Raw genomic sequence first — 14,054 nt, 5'->3', positions numbered from 1 at the left:
TGATGCGTTCCAGTACTCCGCTCCGGTTGCGCTCTGGCGCAAGCGCCCGTGCGGCCCTGTCTGCGCCCCGGTCGCGGTCTGGGCAGCGGGATCGGGGGCAGGGTGGTGAGCGGGGCGAAAAAGCCGCCGGTATTCGACGGCAGGGCGTTTGCCCGCGGCCTCAGCACCGCGCCGGGCGTGTACCGCATGATCGGCAGCGATGACGGCGTGCTCTACGTCGGCAAGGCCAGCGCGCTGAAGAACCGGGTCGGCAGCTACTTCAATGCCACGCCCAAATCCGCGCGCATCACCACGATGCTGAACCAGGTCGCGCGCATGGAGGTCACGGTCACCCGCACCGAGTCCGAGGCGCTGATCCTGGAGAACGAACTCATCAAGTCGCTGAAGCCGCGCTACAACGTGCTGCTGCGCGACGACAAGAGTTACCCCTACGTGCTGCTGACCAACGAGCCTTGGCCGCGCATCGCCATGCACCGCGGCCCGCGCGCGACGCCGGGGCGCTACTTCGGCCCGTACGCCAGCGTCGGCGCGGTGCGCGAGACGCTCAACCTGATGCACAAGCTGTTCAAGCTGCGCAGTTGCGAGGACAGCGTGTTCCGCAACCGTTCGCGGCCCTGCCTGCAACACCAGATCGGGCGCTGCACTGCGCCCTGCGTCGGCCTAGTGCCGGCGCGCGAATATGCCGAGAACGTCCGCCGCGCGTGTCTGTTCCTGGACGGCCGCAGCGATGAGCTCACCGACCAGCTCGGCCGCGGCATGGAAGCGGCCAGCGAGCGGCTCGACTTCGAGGAGGCCGCGCGCCTGCGTGACCTGCTGACTTCGATCCGCAGCCTGCAGGCGCGGCAGTATGTCGATGGGCGCGCCGCCGACCTGGACGTGCTCGCCGTGGCGATGCAGGGCGCAGCAGCCTGCGTGCTGCTGCTGGCCTTCCGCGACGGCCGCAACCTCGGCACCCGCGCCTTCTTCCCCCGGACCAACGGCAGCGACAACCCGGCCGAGGTGCTGGCGGCCTTTGTCTCGCAGTACTACGGCGAGCAGCTCCCGCCGAAGGAGATCGTGCTCGATCGCGACATCCCCGATCGCGAACTGATCGAACATGCGCTGTCGGCCGCCGGCGAGCGTCGTGTGCAGATCCGGTCCAGCGTGCGCAGCGAACGTGCCGGCTACGTCGAAATGGCCCGGCGCAACGCCGAGCTCGCGCTGGCCAGCGAACGCACCAGCCATGCCGCCCAGCACGCCCGTGCAGACGGGCTGCGCGAGCTGCTCGGCATGGCCGCGCTGCCATCGCGGATCGAGTGCTTCGACATCAGCCACACCATGGGTGAGGCCACGGTGGCCTCATGCGTGGTGTTCGACGCCGAAGGCCCGGTGCGCGGCCAGTACCGCCGCTACAACATCACCGGGATCGAGCCGGGCGACGACTACGCCGCCATGCACCAGGCGATCGGGCGCCGGTTCAAGCGCGCGGTGGACGAGCGCGCCGGTGGCAAGCAGGGCGTGCTGCCCGACGTGCTGCTGATCGACGGCGGCGCCGGTCAGGTCGCGCAGGCCCGTGCCGTTCTGGAAGAGCTCGGGATCGAAAACGTGGCGTTGGTCGGCGTCGCCAAGGGGCCCGCCCGGCGTCCCGGCGACGAGGAACTGCTGCTGCCCGGCGTCGATGGAAAGCCAAGCCGCTGTGTGCGGCCGGGCGCGGAATCGCCGGCGCTGCAGCTGATCCAGCAGGTGCGCGACGAGGCCCACCGCTTCGCGATCACCGGCCATCGCGGGCGCCGCCAGAAAACCCGCAGCAGCAGCCGCCTGGAGGATATCCCCGGCATCGGCCCGCGCCGGCGCTCCAACCTGTTGCGGCACTTTGGCGGACTGGGCGGGCTCAAGGGGGCGGGGGTCGAGGAGATCGCACGGGTCGATGGCGTCAACGACGCGCTCGCCGAGCGCATCTATGCGACCCTGCACGGACTGGAAGTGGTCGGGCGCGCCGTGGAAGGACGCGACGTGGATGGACCTGCCTCGGCAGCTGCCACGCCTGCACCCAAGAGCGATTCGCGGAGCGAGCAATGAAGTTGACGGTTCCGACCATGTTGACCCTGCTGCGGATCGTGCTGATCCCGGTGCTGGTGCTGGTCTTTTTTCTGCCGTTCAAGTGGACCAACATCGCGGCCGCGTCGATCTTCGCATTCGCCTCGATCACCGACTGGCTCGATGGCTGGATTGCGCGGCGCTGGAACCAGTTCTCCGCATTCGGCGCCTTCCTCGACCCGGTCGCCGACAAGCTGATGGTCGCCGTCGCGCTGATGCTGATCGTGCAGAAGCATCCCACCATCTGGATGACCCTGTGGGCGGCGGTGATCATCGGCCGCGAAATCGCGGTGTCGGCGCTGCGCGAATGGATGGCCGAGCTGGGCCAGCGCGCCAAGGTCAAGGTGGCCTCGATCGGCAAGATCAAGACCATCGTGCAGATGCTCGCGCTGATCTTCCTGCTGTATCAGGACCCATTCATCGGACTGCCGATCTTCGTGATCGGCGAGTGGCTGCTGGCGGCCGCCGCGCTGTTGACGCTGTGGTCCGGCCTGGCCTACCTGCATGCCGCCTGGCCGACGCTGCGCGAGGACGGAAATAGGAGTTGACACAATGGCTTCCATGCCTAAAATGGCGGCTCCTCAGCGGGAATAGCTCAGTTGGTAGAGCACGACCTTGCCAAGGTCGGGGTCGCGAGTTCGAGTCTCGTTTCCCGCTCCAGTTTTGAGGGTTGATCTCTCAGTCAAAGCCCCGCTCGCCGGGGTTTTGTTTTTTTCAGGCGGTCGCATCCGATTGGGTGCAGCACGGATGTTCCGTGCATCCGTCGCACGCGGTATTCTTGAGCGTGCAAGTCACCGGCCGGGTGGCAGAGTGGTTATGCAGCGGACTGCAAATCCGCGTACGCCGGTTCAATTCCGACCTCGGCCTCCAGTTTGAAGCCCCGCTACGGCGGGGCTTTTTTTGTGCGCGCATGCCGCGCCCCGGCCATTCCGGGACCGGTCGCGCGTGCCGTAAGCTAGGCACGCGCGCGGTTTCAGTGCCCGGATGGCGAAATCGGTAGACGCAGCAGACTTAAAATCTGCCGGCCTCACGGCCGTGCCGGTTCGATTCCGGCTCCGGGCACCACAGTCGCCGCGTGCTTCCCGCTTTGAAGCCCTCCACTTCAAGAGGAGGGTTGGGTGGGGATGGGTTGGCGCCTCGGCGCGCAACAGCAAAGTCAACCCCATTCCCATCCAGGCCTTCCCCTTGAAGGGGAAGGAGACAAGCGCTGCCTGCCGCTCGTGCGTTCTCGTCTGGACGCATCGCTCCATTGACATCCACATCACCGCCATGGCGCAACGCTGTCGCCGAACAACTCGTTCGGCAGACCCATCGTTCGCGATCGGAGGAACTGTCGTGGACCGTCGCAGCGCGTTGCATCGTTATGCCTGTCAGATCGGCCTGTTGCTCGCTGCGCTGGCGTTGTCCGCGCATGCGGGCCAGGTGCGACGTTCCGCCACGATGTCGGTGGGCCTGACGGTCACGGCGGCCGATCCGGAGGCATCGCGGGGCAGTGCTGTCGAGCAGCGGAAAGGGGCCGCCACGACCAAGCCGGCCCGCGTCGATCGTCCCGGTGGCGCGGCCGCTCGCGACGTGCCGGCCAAGGGCGGCGATCGCGCGGCCCCCGTCCGCGAACCTGAGCCGAGAGGGCCTCGGATCTGATCTTCGGCACGGACAGCGCGCACGCGAACGGGTTGGACCTCTCTCCCCAATGGAAATTCGCCTGCGATGACCTTGAACAAGCTGCTGCTCGCATTGATGTTGTCGGCCCCGGCGCACACATCGGCCTCGGCACCCACGTTCGACCAGTGCCTGGACCGCCTGCGCGCGCACGCGCTGTCGGAAGGCATCGACGCGGCGACTTTCGACACCCATGTCCGCCCGGTGACGCCTGACGAATCGGTGCTGGAACTGCTCGATGCGCAACCGGAGTTCACCACCCCGATCTGGGGCTACCTCGCCGGCCTGGTCGATCAGGAACGCGTCGACGACGGCCGCGACATGCTGCGACGCCACGCGGACACGCTCGCCCGGGTCGAGGCCGAATACGGGGTGGAGCCGGAAACGGTGGTCGCGGTGTGGGGCGTGGAGAGCGACTTCGGCAACACCTTCGGCAAGCGGCCACTGTTGACGTCGCTGACCACGTTGTCTTGCATGGGGCGGCGCCAGTCGTTCTTCCGCGGCGAACTCATTGAGACGCTGCGGATCGTGCAGTCCGGCGACATCGCCGCGGACGCGCTGGTGGGCTCGTGGGCCGGCGCGTTCGGGCACACCCAGTTCATGCCGTCGACCTATCGGCGCATCGCGGTGGATTTCGACGGCGACGGCCGCCGCGACCTGGTCGGCAGCATCCCCGACGCGCTGGCCTCCACTGCCCGTTACCTGGAACGCTCGGGCTGGCGCAGCGGCGAGCCTTGGGGTTTGGAGGTGCGGTTGCCGGACGACCTCGGCACGCGGGTGTCGGGGCGCACCAGCCGACGGCCGCTGAGCTACTGGCGACAGCACGGGATCACGCGCATCGATGGCGACCAGATCGATCTGCCGGCCTCCACCCCGACGGCACTGCTGCTGCCGGCGGGGCGCGAGGGGCCGGCTTTCCTCGTCTTCAAGAACTTCGATGCCATCTATTCCTACAACGCCGCGGAGAGCTATGCGTTGGCGATCGCGCACCTGTCCGATCGCCTGCGCGGGCAGGGCGGTTTCGCCACCGCATGGCCCACATCCGATCCGGGGCTGTCACGGCAGGACCGGCGCGAGCTGCAGGCGATGTTGCTAGCCCGCGGTCACGACATCGGGCAGGTCGACGGCATCATCGGTGCGGCTTCGCGCGCGGCGATCGAGCAGGAGAAGCAGCGCCTGGGAATCACCCCGGCCGATGGCCGGGCCGGGCGGCGGGTGTTGGAGGAACTGCGCGCTGACGTTGGTGGCGCGCACGTGGAGTCCCGCACGACTCATTGAGGCCCTCCCCTTCAAGGGGAAGGAGAAAAAACAAAGGCAACCGAGCAAGCCCGGCTCTACGACCACCCGACCGGTTCAACATCATCGTAATTGCCGACCCGGTATCCTCATTCGCTGCTGGATTTACCGGAACCTGCATGGCGCGATACACCGTCTACATCCTGAGCCTGATCCTCACGCTCGCTGCCCTGACGCTGGCGCTGTTCAATCCGGCGTGGTGGTGGGCGGTGGTGCTGTCCGGCGCGCTGGCGGTGGTCGGTACCTGCGACCTGCTGCAGAAGCGCAGCACGCTGCGACGCAACTATCCGATCCTCGCGCATTTCCGCTATGGGCTGGAATCCATCGGCCCGGAGATGCGCCAGTACTTCATCGAGGCCGACACCGCCGAGACGCCGTTCTCGCGCCAGCAGCGGGCACTGGTCTACCAGCGCTCCAAGTCGGTCATCGACACGCGTCCGTTCGGCACGCTGCACGATGTCTACGGCGTCGATTACGAGTGGATCAACCATTCGATGATCCCGGCGCTCCACGGCCCGCATGATTTCCGCCTCGTGGTCGGCGAGGAGCAGGCGCAGCCGTACTCGGCCAGCGTGTTCAACATCTCGGCGATGAGCTTCGGCTCGCTGTCGGCCAACGCTCTCCGCGCGATGAACAAGGGCGCGAAGCGCGGCGGTTTTTATCACGACACCGGCGAGGGTTCGATCTCGCCGTACCACCGCGAGCACGGCGGCGACCTGGTCTGGGAAATCGGCTCCGGCTACTTCGGCTGCCGCGATGACGACGGGCGCTTCAGCGAGGAGCGTTTCGTCGAGAACGCCACCGACCCCCAGGTCAAGATGATCGAGATCAAGCTTTCCCAGGGCGCCAAGCCCGGCCACGGCGGCGTGTTGCCGGCGCCGAAGGTGACCCCGGAGATCGCGCTGACGCGCGGCGTGCCGCCATGGGTGGAGTGCGTGTCACCGGCGCAACACGGCGAGTTCAACAATCCCTGCGGGCTGCTGGAGTTCGTCGCACGCCTGCGCCGGCTCTCGGGCGGAAAACCGACCGGCTTCAAGCTGGCGATCGGCCATCCGTGGGAGTGGTTCGGCATCGCCAAGGCCATGCACGAGACCGGCGTGTTGCCGGACTTCATCGTGGTGGACGGGGCCGAGGGCGGCACCGGCGCATCGCCGGCGGAATTCATCGACCACGTGGGCGTGCCGATGCACGAGGCCCTGATGCTGGTGCACAACACGCTGGTCGGACTCGGCCTGCGCGATCGCGTGCACCTGGCCGCCGCCGGCCGCATCACCAGTGCGTTCGACATCGCCCGCACCATGGCCATGGGGGCGGACTGGTGCAACTCGGGCCGCGGCTACATGTTCGCGGTCGGCTGCATCCAGGCCCAGACCTGCCACACCGACCACTGCCCGACCGGCGTGGCCACGCAGGACCCCAAGCGCTGGAAGCAACTGGACGTGGTCGACAAATCGGACCGCGTCTTCAACTATCACCAGAACACGTTGCGCGCGCTGCGCGACCTGCTGTGCGCGGCCGGCCTGGAGCATCCGCGGCAGGTCGGGCCTGAGCACATCCTGCGTCGCGTGTCGCCCACCGAAGTGCGCTCGATGGCCGCGCTGTACCGTTTCCTCAAGCCCGGCGAACTGCTCAGCCACGTGCCCGAGCACGCGGTGTTCAAGGCTTTCTGGGCGGTCTCGCGCAGCGACTCGTTCGCGCCGCCGGACAATGTGCGGGCGATGCGCGACAGCAAGGTGATCTAGCCGCCGGCCTTTCTCCCGGCCTTGCTTTCCAGGGGCGCAATAGCCGCTAAAGCAGCTCCAGCACGCGCTCGGGCGGCCGCCCGATCACCGCACGGCCGGCGTGCACGAACACCGGCCGCTCGATCAGGCGTGGATGCGCATGCATCGCGGCGATCAGTGCAGCGTCGCCCAATGATTCATCGGCCAGTCCCAGCGTGGCGTAGGGCTCCTCGCCGGTCCGCAGCAGCGCGCGTGCCGGCAGCTGGAGCCGCTCCACCAGCTCGCGCAGCTCGGCGATCGACGGCGGTGCGTCGAGATAGGCAATGAGTTCCGGCTCGATCCCGCGCTCGCGCAGCAGCGCCAGCGCGGCACGCGATTTCGAGCACCGCGGATTGTGGTACAGCCGGGTTGAGGTCATCGATTCGTCTCCACTTGTAGGAGCGCCCCATGGGCGCGACCGCCCACCGGAAACAGGCGCGGTTGTCCGGACTCCATCGCGCCCATGCTCCCATGGGCATGGGGCGCTCCTACAAAAAACCCGGCCTGAGCCGGGTTCCACTGATCGCTTGCAGCCTGGTGGGCGGTGCAGGGTTCGAACCTGCGACCCTTGCCGTGTGAACCCGTGCCAATGCCGTTGTTGTTCAAAAGGTTACGAAATAGAGCTTGAAAATCAGCATGTTGCGTTAGCCGAGCTTAGCTCACCTTAGCTCAAACGCGAAGCGCATTGTGGCAAATTTGTGGCAAGAATCCGCCACTTCAACTCTCGTGCGCCACAGTGGTTCTGGCCAATCATTGCATGAAAGTACACCTCAGCGGACGCGGTTCGGGCAGATCCAGGACCCCTCAGGTCTAACGGCCAGCGCTAGCTGCCGAGGGCTGGTAAGACAATCTCTCGGGACGGTCGCGAGGGACTGCGGAGACGTGTTGACTGGTGAACCCTGCGAGGTCGATTCACGGAATTGACGAAATCTCCCCACAGCTGCAAAGGTCTCTGTCGCAGTGTCCTCTCCCACCCAGGAGAACCTGATGCGAGATTACGAGCTACTTGTGAGCCTCTCACTGTTGCCCGACCACGTGTGGATTGGCCCGCATGAGGTAGCTGCTATGACGGGATTGGCCCCGGTCACGATTCAGCAGCGCCGAGTCGCAGGCATGCCGAGACCCGTTCCGGGCGTGCGTCGGCTGCGATGGCGGTTGGGAGAGATAAGAACTTGGTTAGGCCGCGTTGCTCATGGCGGCGCACCCGCTGCTCGGCGGTGACTTAGGAGCCTTTCAAGCCCAGACGGGACTTCAAGCTTACGTGGCGGGTTGATACGGCGGTGCAGTTTCGGGCGTTGAGCGGCGCTGACGCCCGCTAGACTGATCGTCCGCTATTGAGCGGAAGGGGGCTGGGGCGATGGGCAGCTTCCGACCCAAAGCGGACATTGACGTCCCTACGCGCCGGCAACCGTTTCCGGTTGCATGTATGCGACATGTGTCGTACTGTTGCGACACATGTTCAAACCGGCTAGCAAATGACTCGACTCTCTAACCCTGAGCTGGAGTTGCTCAAGTGCCTATGGCGGCACGAGGTGTGCAGTGCCCGCGAACTGCATGAGGGCGTGGCCAGTGCATTGGACTGGTCCTATTCGTCCACGCGGAAGACATTGGAGCGCATGGTGGAGAAAGGACTCGTCGGGGAATCCAAACACCACGGACTGAACGTCTATCGGGCGCAAGTGGGGAAAGTTGCAACGATTGCCGAGTTGAGCCGGGACTTTACCCGGCGCGTGCTCGAAATCGAGGGTCCGCTGCCTGTCCAGGCGTTTGCCGACAGCCGCCTCTTGAGCGAGCGGGAAATCGAGCAGCTTGAAGCGCTATTGCAGTCGCCGGAAGCGGACGAACAGCCATGAATTTGCCGGCGCTCGGGCCTTGGGTCTTAAATATCGTTGCGTGTCTTCTGGTCGGAGCCCTTGCCTGGACGATCGGACGGCACGTCCACGCTTTCTTGCGCATCTCGGATGCCTCTCGCAGCTACTGGATCACGATAGGGGCCGTCGCGGTAATCCCGCCGTGCATCGCCATGGCGTTGCAGTGGCTGTGGGTGGAAGGCAGCGGTTCGCTGCCAATGGCCCTGCCATTGGGCGACGCCGTCGGCGATCTCGCCGCTTGGTCTACGGCCCTGGTGGATGCGCCTGCAGAAGGCTCTGCTTCTGAGTTGTCAAATACGGGACTGAAGTCGTCGCTGCTGCTTGCCTATTTGTCCGGGGCAGGTCTCAGCACGTACAGATGGCTTAGCGGTGTGTGGTCGGTACACGGGCTCGTGCAGGAAAGCTCGTCACTCGATTCCTCGCAGCTCGGGCCGCTGAGCCGTCATGAAGTTCGCCGGCTTGCACGTCGCGGAATTGCGGCCCGATCAATCGAAGCACCCGTCAGTCCGTTTGCAGTGTGCTGGCCGCGGCCGGCGATCCTGATACCCGCCGCGGTCGCAGCCCACCTGTCGGACGCCCAGCTCCGGACGGTGTTACGTCACGAGGCGGCCCATCTGGCTGCCCGAGACCCGCAGCTCGCCGCGGCAATTCGACTTATCCGGACCGTGTTCTGGTTCAATCCATTCCTTGCACGTATCGCTCAGCGGATGCAGCTGGCTGCAGAGCTCTGCTGCGACGCGAAGGCGATCGCGGGCGAGCCCCATGCGCGGCGCGCGTGCGCGGAAGCGTACGTGGGCACCCTTCGTCTGGCCACCCAAAGACCAATGGCAGCCTCAGCGGCGTTCTCGTCGGCGGAGATCGACATTCATGAGCTCCGCATTCGCCACATGCTCCAGGGCGATCCGCGAGGCACTCCGCGTTTCGCAGTCCGCGTCATGCTGGCCGGGACCGCGCTGATGACCGGAACGGTACTCGCGGCAACCCAGTTCGGCGTGGCGGCCCCCGGACGTAGCTCAGTCACGATCGAACAGGCCGGACCCGCGCTGGCAGGCTTGGCGACAGACCGACGCCGTAACCCTGTTCCGAGCCACGCAACTGTGGCTTTAACGTCAACGCCTGCTTCCGAGCCAACGTTCCACTACCCGCTCGAAGACCCGGAAATCACCGGTGTTTTTGGTGAGGTTGGCGGCCGCACCCGGCCACACCGCGGAGTGGATTTCCGTGGACGCTCGGGGACCGCAGTCCACGCTCCAGCGGCGGGCCTGGTCGTGGCGGCGACCACTTTGTATCAGGACTCCCCCGAGTACGGCACGGTGGTCGTACTCGATCACGGCGGCGGGTGGCAGACGTTGTATGCACATCTCGCGCGATTCGACGTCTCCGTGGGCGATCGCGTCGCCACGGGAGAGCGGATTGGTCGAGTAGGCACCACAGGCAAGGTGACCGGGCCGCACCTGCATATGGAGTTGCTGCTCAACGGTCAGCGCGTCGATCCGCGACCTTTGTTGCGATGAGCGGGTAAACCGCGCGCGGCATTCCTGCCGCACAAGCCGATTGATTGACCAAAGTTCGCGCCCCCTCGGCGGCGTGACGCTCTCCTTTTGCCCGTCACCGGGCGGGATTTACCGGACGGACTCTCCCATGCCAGATCAGTACTACGCGCCACATAGTCGTGCCCGTACATGCAGTCGCTTTTCAGCGCTCCTGCTGCCGCTCCTGGTCTTCACCAGCGTGGCGCCACTCTGCCACGCCACAGCGGCTAGTCCTGCAATCGCGCCGACGGATCCACCGCAGCAACCAAAGGACGATACCGCCACCCTCGACGCGGTCAAAGTCACAGGCGAGCGCTACGACGCACGCAAGGAGGACACCGCCGCCCGTACCACGGTCGATCGTGCCCAGTTGACGCGGTTCGGCGATACCCGCCTGGCCGATGCCCTCAAGCGCCAACCCGGCGTCGTCGTCAGCGAGGGTGCGCCCGGCGGTGGCGGGGCGATATCGCTGCGCGGACTCGGAGGGGGCTACACACAGATCCTGCTTGATGGGCAGCCAGCACCGGCCGGGTTCGACATCGGCGCTCTGTCGCCCACGCTGGTAGAGCGTGTGGACATCCTGCGCACTACCACCGCGGATCTGCGGGGCGAGGCGATCGCAGGCACGATCAACATCATCCTGGCAAAGTCCGCAAGAACGGACACCGAGGAACTGGCACTCGGACTTGGATCAAACAATGGACAGTGGCAGCCTACGGTCAGCTGGGCGCGCTCCAGGCGCGCTGAATACGGCGGCCATCGGCTGGCAATTGCGGCGGGCCGTCGCGAGTTCCTGATAGAGGAAGCCGGCACCGAAACCGGGGTCGGGCCTGCCGGCGAAAGGAACCTCCTGCGCTCGACTGCGCTGCACGTAGAGGGGCACCGCGACAATCTCGCGTTGTCGTCGGGTGTAAACCGCACCCTGGTCAGCGGTGCGTCAGCCGCCCTCAACGTGTTCTTCGATGCCAGCTCGTACGACAAGCACACCAACATCCGTTGGGATACGCAGATGGGAGAAGGACTGGAGCATGTGCGATATAGCCAGTTCACCGGCATCGACGTCGTCCAGCTGCGGACGGACGCTACTTGGACGCAGCCCTTCGAACACGCTGGAACACTGACTGCCAAGGTCAGCGTTGGTGGAAATCACGAACGGTTCCGGTTCCGCGAGCGAGGCTTTGACTTGGAGAATGCGCTGAACCTCGACGACGTCACCGACGCCCGGCTGCGCGTCGCCAACATTGCGAGCAATGGGAAGCATGCGTTTCCTCGCCGTGGGGCTCACACCATCGAGCTGGGCTGGGAGGCAAGCGACGATCGACGATACGAGCAGCGCACCCAGACTCTCGCGGCATTTGGGGACAAGCCGCGCGCCGTCAGCGATCTGTCGTTTGATACACGAGTCAGACGGGTGGCGGCCTTCGTGCAGGACGACTGGAGCGTGCTGCCCGGCTGGGCGCTCTACCTGGGTGGCCGATGGGAACGAATCGACACCATGGCCGAGGGAAGCGGAACCGCCCATTCGCAGGCCGCCTGGTCCATTTTCTCGCCCATCGTGCAGTCCCTGTGGAAGCCGCCGAGCGCGGCTGACGACCGACTGCGCGTCGGCCTTGGGCGCACCTACCGCGCCCCAAGCCCACGCCAGCTGAGTGCACGACCCTTCACCTCAACGAACAACCGACCGCTCAACCCGGACCATCGCGGGAATCCCGGATTACGTCCCGAGCTGGCGCTGGGGCTCGACCTGACCTATGAACGGTTCTGGGACAAGAACGCACTCGTCAGCATCGGTATGTACGCCAAGGACATCGATCACCTGATCCTGGACGAAACACGGCAGATACACGGGCGCTGGGTCAGCACGCCCGTCAACGGCGGGCGCGCGCGAGTGCTTGGCGTCGAGTTCGAAGCGCGATCGCCGTTGCGCAGATGGTGGCCCGAGGCACCGGATCTCGAACTCCGGTTCAGTGCGGGGCGCCACTGGTCGTCGATCGACGGCGTTCCCGGACCGGACGACAGAATTCCGGGCCAGCCTGCCTTGGTCGCGACGGCGGCAGCAGACTGGACAGGTGGCGGGCCGTGGTCGGCAGGTGGTAGCTTCGGCTACCGCAGCGGCGGCGCCATCCAAGCGAACGCTTTTGAAGTCCGGCGATCGTCACCGCAGCGGGATCTTGATCTGTATATGCGCAGACGGATTTCGCCACGATCGACTCTGCGCATCAGCGTGGCCGATGCATTATCGCGCGACGACGCGAGCATCGTCACGTACCAGACAGATCAAGGGCGGCTCACCATGGAACGCAACAGGACGTCGCATCCAAGATTCCGACTGGCGTGGGAAATGCAGCTGTGAATCGTCCATCGGCGCGGGTGCTGGGCGGCAGAGGCCAGGCGGGCGTCGAACCTTATGGCGAACTTCTGCCTAGAAGCGATGCGTCATTCATGCTGCGCTTCGCCACGATTGCAGCACGCATCGCGCTGTCGTGAATGTTTCGACCTGTGGCCACGGCTTGATGAGCAGCGGATGGCGCACCTGCTCGTACCTGCTCGCCATAGCGGCCGGGTTCGCGCCGTTCGCCGCCACCGCAGATGAGCCGGTGATCGATGTGGAGCACTATCGGGCTCGCGTCGAGCCTGATCTGGCCACCCGCACGGTTCGGGGCGTCGTGTCCATCGCCTTCGCCGGCGACGCAAAGGAAGCCGTCTTCGACGCGGGCGAACTGGAGATCGACAGTGTCGAACTGAAGGGCAGTCCCGTGCCTTTCGTGCGCGAAGGCTCGAAGCTCCGGATTGCCTTGCCCGAGCGTCTGACCCGTCGATCGACGCTGCAGGTGCGCTACCACGGGGCGCCTCGTTTCGGCCTGGAGTTTCATCCGGACCGGAACGAGATCTACACGATCTTTTCGGCGAGCCAATGGCTAGTCAGCGTCGATGCTCCCTCGGAGCGCGCGACGCTGGACCTCGAGCTCGTGCTGCCTGCCGCCTTAGTCGTGGCGGCGACAGGACGCCCTACGAGCCGCAAGCCCGCGGGAGATGGGCGCATCGCCCACCGCTGGCGACTAACGACGCCGGCTCCCAGCTTCACGTACGGCTTCGCGGCCGGCCGCTACACCGAGGCACGCAATGCGACCGCGGGAACGCGCCTGCGCTTCCTCTCCACCGACTTGCGCACTGACGAGCTCCGGCAGGTGTTTGCGAACACCGGCGACATGATCCGTTTCTTCGAGCATCGCGCCGGCACCGAATTCGAGGGCGATTACACGCAGGTGCTCGTCACCCGCACGATCGGCCAGGAGGCTGCGGGATTGGCGCTGCTGTCGGAGCAGTACGGAAAGACCGTACTGGCCGACCCAACCGCCGAGGGGCTCATCGCCCACGAGATCGCGCACCAGTGGTGGGGCGTCTCCGTCACCTGCAAGGACTGGGGTCACTTTTGGCTCAATGAAGGTTTCGCAACGTTCATGACCGCGGTGTACCTCGGGCATCGCCACGGCGCGTCGGAATACGTCGAACAGGTGGAGAAGTGGAAGGCCCGCTGGGAAAAGCTGAAGGCCGCCGGCACCGACCATCCGCTGGTCTATTCGGCCTGGTCGAATCCGTCCGCTGATGACCGTGCGGTCGTGTACCAGAAGGGCGCCTACGTGCTGCACCTCCTCCGACTCGAGATGGGCGAAGACGCTTTCTGGCGCGGCATCCGCGGGTACACGCGCGCGAATGCTGGCCGCTCGGTCGACACCAACGACTTTAAGGCTGCAATGACGGCGACCGCTGGACGTGACCTCACTGACTTTTTCGCCAGATGGATCGACGGCCCGCTAGATACGGGTCCGTTGAAGCCACTCTAACGACACGTACACGCC

The 14,054-nt window shown here is 65.7% G+C and carries 10 protein-coding genes, 3 tRNA genes and 1 pseudogene; 13 read left to right on the top strand and 1 reads right to left on the bottom strand.

Annotated elements, in window-relative coordinates; all coding sequences use genetic code 11:
* Positions 1-105: 105 nt before the first annotated feature.
* The 8 genes and pseudogenes from uvrC to ACJQWM_RS02150 all read left to right on the top strand — a co-directional run.
* A pseudogene (uvrC, locus tag ACJQWM_RS02185) lies at positions 106-1,983 on the top strand (excinuclease ABC subunit UvrC); the annotation flags it as partial.
* Between the two features lie 71 nt (positions 1,984-2,054).
* Complete coding sequence (gene pgsA / locus ACJQWM_RS02180) at positions 2,055-2,624, top strand: CDP-diacylglycerol--glycerol-3-phosphate 3-phosphatidyltransferase (RefSeq protein WP_332706175.1); 570 nt, start codon at positions 2,055-2,057, stop codon at positions 2,622-2,624.
* Positions 2,625-2,660: 36 nt separating this feature from the next.
* Positions 2,661-2,736 (top strand) — tRNA-Gly (locus tag ACJQWM_RS02175).
* Between the two features lie 136 nt (positions 2,737-2,872).
* A tRNA-Cys gene (locus ACJQWM_RS02170) sits at positions 2,873-2,946 on the top strand.
* Between the two features lie 108 nt (positions 2,947-3,054).
* Positions 3,055-3,141, top strand: a tRNA-Leu gene (locus ACJQWM_RS02165).
* Positions 3,142-3,411: 270 nt separating this feature from the next.
* The gene (locus tag ACJQWM_RS02160) at positions 3,412-3,717 is read left to right on the top strand and encodes a hypothetical protein (RefSeq protein WP_332706172.1); all 306 of its coding nucleotides are present in this window, start codon (positions 3,412-3,414) and stop codon (positions 3,715-3,717) included.
* Between the two features lie 66 nt (positions 3,718-3,783).
* A complete protein-coding gene (locus tag ACJQWM_RS02155; RefSeq protein WP_332706169.1) occupies positions 3,784-5,013 on the top strand; it encodes a lytic murein transglycosylase in 1,230 nt (409 codons plus the stop codon).
* 137 nt (positions 5,014-5,150) lie between these two features.
* On the top strand, positions 5,151-6,773 hold the full coding sequence (locus ACJQWM_RS02150; RefSeq protein WP_332706166.1) for an FMN-binding glutamate synthase family protein: 1,623 nt from the start codon (positions 5,151-5,153) through the stop codon (positions 6,771-6,773).
* A 46-nt stretch (positions 6,774-6,819) separates the two neighbouring features.
* Here the strand turns inward: ACJQWM_RS02150 and arsC are convergent, their stop codons facing one another.
* Positions 6,820-7,170, bottom strand: coding sequence for an arsenate reductase (glutaredoxin) (arsC, locus tag ACJQWM_RS02145; protein ID WP_332706163.1), 351 nt, complete (start codon positions 7,168-7,170; stop codon positions 6,820-6,822).
* Between the two features lie 1,096 nt (positions 7,171-8,266).
* Here arsC and ACJQWM_RS02140 point away from each other — a divergent pair.
* From ACJQWM_RS02140 to ACJQWM_RS02120, 5 genes are all read left to right on the top strand, one after another.
* On the top strand, positions 8,267-8,644 hold the full coding sequence (locus ACJQWM_RS02140) for a BlaI/MecI/CopY family transcriptional regulator (protein ID WP_332706160.1): 378 nt from the start codon (positions 8,267-8,269) through the stop codon (positions 8,642-8,644).
* Positions 8,641-10,176: a peptidoglycan DD-metalloendopeptidase family protein gene (locus ACJQWM_RS02135; RefSeq protein WP_332706157.1), complete on the top strand. Its 1,536-nt coding sequence runs from the start codon at positions 8,641-8,643 to the stop codon at positions 10,174-10,176. Before ACJQWM_RS02140 ends, ACJQWM_RS02135 begins: the two co-directional genes overlap by 4 nt.
* Positions 10,177-10,303: 127 nt before the next feature.
* Positions 10,304-12,547: a TonB-dependent receptor plug domain-containing protein gene (locus ACJQWM_RS02130; protein WP_332706154.1), complete on the top strand. Its 2,244-nt coding sequence runs from the start codon at positions 10,304-10,306 to the stop codon at positions 12,545-12,547.
* Positions 12,544-12,681, top strand: a complete 138-nt coding sequence (locus ACJQWM_RS02125) for a hypothetical protein (protein ID WP_332706150.1) — start codon at positions 12,544-12,546, stop codon at positions 12,679-12,681. Before ACJQWM_RS02130 ends, ACJQWM_RS02125 begins: the two co-directional genes overlap by 4 nt.
* A 26-nt stretch (positions 12,682-12,707) precedes the next feature.
* The gene (locus ACJQWM_RS02120) at positions 12,708-14,039 is read left to right on the top strand and encodes a M1 family metallopeptidase (protein ID WP_332706147.1); all 1,332 of its coding nucleotides are present in this window, start codon (positions 12,708-12,710) and stop codon (positions 14,037-14,039) included.
* The last annotated feature ends 15 nt before the right edge of the window (positions 14,040-14,054 follow it).

The organism is Novilysobacter longmucuonensis, assembly GCF_046600735.1.
Lineage (GTDB): Bacteria > Pseudomonadota > Gammaproteobacteria > Xanthomonadales > Xanthomonadaceae > Novilysobacter_A > Novilysobacter_A longmucuonensis.
The sequence above is the reverse complement of the archived record's forward strand: the minus strand, read 5'-3'. Positions and strand labels throughout refer to the sequence as shown.